The organism is Verrucomicrobiota bacterium, from assembly GCA_027622555.1.
Classification (GTDB): Bacteria; Verrucomicrobiota; Verrucomicrobiia; order Opitutales; family UBA2995; genus UBA2995.
Genome location: JAQBYJ010000212.1, coordinates 1 through 4,591, shown reverse-complemented (window position 1 = coordinate 4,591; position 4,591 = coordinate 1). Strand labels below are relative to the sequence as shown.

The following is a 4,591-nucleotide window of genomic DNA, read 5'->3' as shown; positions in this document are numbered from 1 at the left end:
TGAAAAGAACCGCGATCGCATAGTAGGCCGACTTCCCATACGCATCGTCATCGGCACGGAGGACTTTTCACTCGATGGCACCCAGGTCGTTCAAGCCCGCCTGGCGCAACTGAAGATTGCCTACGAGTTCGAACTCATCCAGGGCCCGGATCACAATATCAACAAACTCTACGATCATTCCGGTGTGGAAGGGTTGCGGTTTCACGCCAGGAGTTTTGGCCACTAGAGCGATTAAATGTAGGAGCCATTTCAACCACGAATAATATTGCAAAATATATAGCGGGTGAAACCACCTCTACACGTTTAAGCTACAACTGTTAGCTAAAAGAAATCTTGTGGAACTGAATCACCGAACTATTGTTTAGCCTATGAGCATATCGGATATAAAAGCCATGCCAGTCGAAGAACGACTTCAAATAATGGAACAGATCTGGGAATCTCTTTTCCAAGAAGTCCAGACGATTGAATCTCCGTCCTGGCACGAAGGCATATTGAATGAACGGAAAAAGAAAATCGACTCAGGCGAAGCTCTGTTTTTGACACTTGATGAGCTCAAAGAACGATTTCGAGGGTGAAGGTAAAAGAAGTCATTGTACTCTATGAAGCTGCCGAAGACCTGGAAGCTGGACGGAAATTTTATGACGAAAGAGAATACGGAGTCGGCGATTATTTCATCGATTGCGTTCTTTCAGACTTAGCTTCACTAAAAATTTACGCCGGCATTCACTCTGTTCGATTCGGTTTTCAGAGGATGCTAGCCAAAAGGTTCCCTTTGCCATTTATTATGATATTGAAGATCAGATTGCTCGAGTAGTTGAGATATTGGATATGCGAATGAACCCCGACACGATACGCAGGACGCTGAATGAACGTGGAATTTAACCAGTCAGCTCAAAAAACCGCGGGATGCTCTGCTCACCTTGCTTCATGGCTTTGGTGTTATTAATAACGGAACTCACTAGACCGCATGCTCGAATAACAATATTCAGAAAGATGGTGTAGATTACGCCAACAACGGCTTCAATTCGCCCGTGCTCTCGGCGAACTTACTAATGTCCAACCCCATCGCGCGTGCTTGTGTGAGCCACAGATTGGCCAGAGGCGTCCCATCGGGACAGTGCAGGTGTTGGCCGGTCTTGAATTTACCTTGGGCTTTGCCGGCGACGATTATGGGCAGGTCGTTGTATTGATGAGTCGAGCCATCGCCTAATCCTGAGCCGTAGGTAAATATGGTGTTGTCGAGCAGGGTGGTGCCATCGGATTCTTTAATGCCGTCCATTTTCTCTACGAGGTAGGCAAACTGTTCCATGTGGAAGCGGTCGATTTGTATCAGTTGATCCACGTAGACCTTTTGGTTGTGCGACATCAGGTGATAACTCATCGGTTTGTCGAAGAGACCTTCGAACATGAAAGGTGTATTCCATCGCTCGGGTCCGATCATCAAAGTGGCTACACGAGTCAATCCGGTTTGCAGCGCCACGACCATGAGGTCTCCCATCAGGCGGATGTATTCGCCCCGCGGCAAATAGGCTGCTGCGGGTTCTTCCATCGTAACTTTGCTTAACTCGCCTTTCATTTTCTCGAGGCGATCCATTTGATTCTCAATCGTCCGGATGGAGTCAAGGTACTCGGTAAACTTCTGCCGGTCATGATAACCGAGCTCCAATTTCAGGGTACGGGCGTCTTCGAGTACGAGATCAGTTACATTGCGAAACCGTTGGATTTCCTGGGTGGCAAACAAGCGATGATACACTTTCCGTGGATCCCGGATTGAAGGTGCCAAGTGTCCGGTACCGTACCAGGAAATGTTGTCGAAGTATATCGACTCGAGATTGTCCTTATGGCTGTTGCAGCTCAGCTCCAGTGTGCGGAAGGGAGTAGTTTGACCCACGTGATCTCCCACCATCTGATCGAGGGTTCGATCAAGCGGCCAGGCGGATTCGGTGATGGAAAACGGCTCCGCGCTACTGAGGAAACAGGAAGCGCACTGTGCGTGCACATCCGTACCGATCTGGAAGGTACGGTCCATCCCGGTGATCAAAGTCACTTTGTCTTTCAGCTTTTCCAATGGCTTTAAGGTCGAGGTCCATTGTATCGGCTGGAAGCCAACTTTGGTTCCTACCCAGGATATATCGATGACGGGAGGACTGTTTCCTAAAGGAATAGGTGCTGTGTGTTCGCCTGGGAAAAATGCGCGCCGAACCACACCTATGGGCACATAGAGAAATGCCATGCGCTGTGCAGGCATTGGGCGGCTGGCCGCCAACGAGATACTTTCCATCCAAGGCAGGGCAAGGATTGCTCCGCCGGCACCTCTTATAAACGAGCGTCTGGAAATGGATCTCATAGAGTGGGTAATTGATTTAGTTCAAAGATTTAGAGGACTATCTGGAGGTGCTCAACTGAAATCTATGAGGGAAAGGCTCTAGAGTTGCTTTCCAGCTTTCGTAAGTGCGCCTTGAATTTAGGCGGAATAAAATGGACGGGAAATTGAGGTTGGCGATCACTGTTGCAGAGACGTGCTTCGGTTCTATTGCGCGGCTGACTGTTTTAAAACAAAAGCTGTTTCGGCCCCCTCTGGCATCGGATCACTTGCATGATAAAAAGTGCATTCGACCCCTATGGAATCACAGGCCTGTTTCAGTAGCTCGCCGAACTTCGGATGATGAATCCACTGGCCGAACTTTGTGTCTGCCGGGAGTGGCATCGGCGACAATGGACTGCGAAAGATGGATAGGATGGGAGGATCGTCCGGTGAAAGGTGTGTAAGGGGTGAGGCATCGTGGATGAGTGCCGCTTTTTCGGGGCGTGAAAGTTCCTCGGGCGTTCGCACACCAAACAAAGGCAGGATTGCTCCGAAGTCGGTCACCCCGAAATGCTGCCGAACATAATCCGGTTCAATCGAGCACGCGGTGATGTAGGGCACCACGCACATCACCCGCGTTGACTGTCGTGCAACAGGATCTTCTGATTCAAGCTCGGCCAGATCGTCGTGGAGTGCGATCCACAAGGCCATGAGACCGCCGGCCGAACTGCCCGAGAGGGCGAGCTGCGTTGGATCGATGTTCCACTCCTGTGCTTGCGCGCGCACAAACTGGACGGCTCGTGAGCCATCAAGCACCGGACCCGGATAAATTGCCTGGCTGCTGTAGCGGTAATTGGATGAAACGACCGAGATGCCGGCTTCGAGGTAAGGACGAACATCTTTGGTAAAGGACCGCTTGTCACCTCCGCGGAATCCACCGCCGTGAAAGAAAATGACGACGGGCGTCGGGTGATCCGAATCAGCGCGGTAGAAGTCGAGAACCTGTCTTTCGTGTGCCCCATAAGATAGGTTGGGTAGTGTCGGTTCAGGTAACCTGTCTTTAGTCGCATCCGCAAGTGTGGTGGTCGGTGCGGGCTGTTCGCGTGCCTGTTGTTTCTTAGATTTGCGTGCCGCGCGAAACTGCTCGATTTCTTCAAGGTTCAATGTCCCGTCTCCATTGGCATCCGCCTCCGGAAAGCGGGCAAACAATTGTTCAAGCTCGGCCTGCGACAGCTCCTTTGCCTCTGTGGTCAATTGCTGGACCTGGCAGAAAACCATAATCAGCAAAACGGATACCTTTGAGCGAATCAGGAAATTCAACAAAGACCTCCTTTGAGGGAAGTTCGGCGGGGGACAACCCCTTAATTCAGGAAGTGAGGTCACTTTTTTTTCTTTCCCTTTTTCTCCTCGCCGCCGGTGTAAGGTGTCGGCATGGGAGCTTTGATGGTGGTGCGCCAGGCGAGCATCTTGTCATACAATTCCTTCGTTTTTTCGGGCCTGGATTGAGCCAGGTTGTGGCGCTCGCCGATGTCGTCACGAAGGTTGTAGAGTTCCAAATGCATGTCCTCGAAGAATTGCATCAACTTCCAATCGCCAACCTCGATCAGACCGACCGGCGTAGTGCGCCAGGTGTCGCCGCCGGAACCGAGGTAACCGGGAAAGTGCTGGTAAATGGCCTCGCGTTTCAAGGTGGACTTGGGATTCAGGAAAACGGGTGCCAGGCTTTCGCCATCGAGGATGTAGTTGGCAGGCGGAGTTGCGCCGGCCAGATCCAGCAGGGTCGGGTAAACATCGACGTGTATCGATGCCACATCGGAGGTTGAATTGATAGGAATTTGCTTTTTAGCGGCGAAGCCGCAGAGGTGGGGGTTTTTCTGTCCACGTCCGTGGTTTCCCCTTTGGCTTCTCCCAGACCGAGCGGCGCGGCACCATCGATGAGACTCTCCAGGTCTCGCAGATTTTGAGCGACAAGAGGATCGCTGGAATAGCCTTCAATTTTAGCGATCTTCTCCTTCACCTCTTATATCAATTCCTTCGCAACGGACTTGTCTGGGACACGCGTCGCAAGGCGAGCAATTGCGATCAGCGAGTCTCCATCTTCTCTCTGCTCCAACTCCGTTTGAAGCACCGGGGCTATCACATCAGCAACTTGGTCGATCTTTCTCGAAATCTCACGATTTCTTGGCAGATGTCCCTGCCCTTCGATGTAGACCCTGACTAAATCAGTGAGATCCAATTCGGCTTCTTGCGCTGCTGCTGATGTCAACGCCAAGGACGCAGCGATCA

Annotated in this window: 6 protein-coding genes; 2 read left to right on the top strand and 4 right to left on the bottom strand. The window is 51.4% G+C overall.

What is annotated here, in order from left to right; translation table 11 throughout:
• Nucleotides 1-226, top strand: a 226-nt coding sequence (locus tag O3C43_24720) for a hypothetical protein (protein MDA1069693.1), incomplete at its 5' end; no start/stop codon positions are given.
• 142 nt (nucleotides 227-368) lie between these two features.
• On the top strand, nucleotides 369-575 hold the full coding sequence (locus O3C43_24715) for an addiction module protein (GenBank protein ID MDA1069692.1): 207 nt from the start codon (nucleotides 369-371) through the stop codon (nucleotides 573-575).
• Nucleotides 576-1,003: 428 nt separating this feature from the next.
• On the opposite strand, the gene O3C43_24710 is transcribed toward O3C43_24715, so the two are convergent.
• From O3C43_24710 to O3C43_24695, 4 genes are all read right to left on the bottom strand, one after another.
• Nucleotides 1,004-2,347: a DUF1552 domain-containing protein gene (locus O3C43_24710; GenBank protein ID MDA1069691.1), complete on the bottom strand. Its 1,344-nt coding sequence runs from the start codon at nucleotides 2,345-2,347 to the stop codon at nucleotides 1,004-1,006.
• A 183-nt stretch (nucleotides 2,348-2,530) separates the two neighbouring features.
• Nucleotides 2,531-3,628: an alpha/beta hydrolase fold domain-containing protein gene (locus O3C43_24705; protein MDA1069690.1), complete on the bottom strand. Its 1,098-nt coding sequence runs from the start codon at nucleotides 3,626-3,628 to the stop codon at nucleotides 2,531-2,533.
• Between the two features lie 56 nt (nucleotides 3,629-3,684).
• The gene (locus tag O3C43_24700) at nucleotides 3,685-4,116 is read right to left on the bottom strand and encodes a hypothetical protein (protein MDA1069689.1); all 432 of its coding nucleotides are present in this window, start codon (nucleotides 4,114-4,116) and stop codon (nucleotides 3,685-3,687) included.
• Nucleotides 4,117-4,325: 209 nt separating this feature from the next.
• Nucleotides 4,326-4,591: hypothetical protein (locus tag O3C43_24695; protein ID MDA1069688.1), on the bottom strand; the 266-nt coding region annotated here is incomplete at its 5' end.

Excerpts from the sequence above, each read along its gene's own strand:
- O3C43_24715 (MDA1069692.1), top strand. The coding sequence starts at position 369 with ATGAGCATATCGGATATAAAAGCCATGCCAGTCGAAGAACGACTTCAA.
- O3C43_24710 (MDA1069691.1), bottom strand. The coding sequence starts at position 2,347 with ATGAGATCCATTTCCAGACGCTCGTTTATAAGAGGTGCCGGCGGAGCA.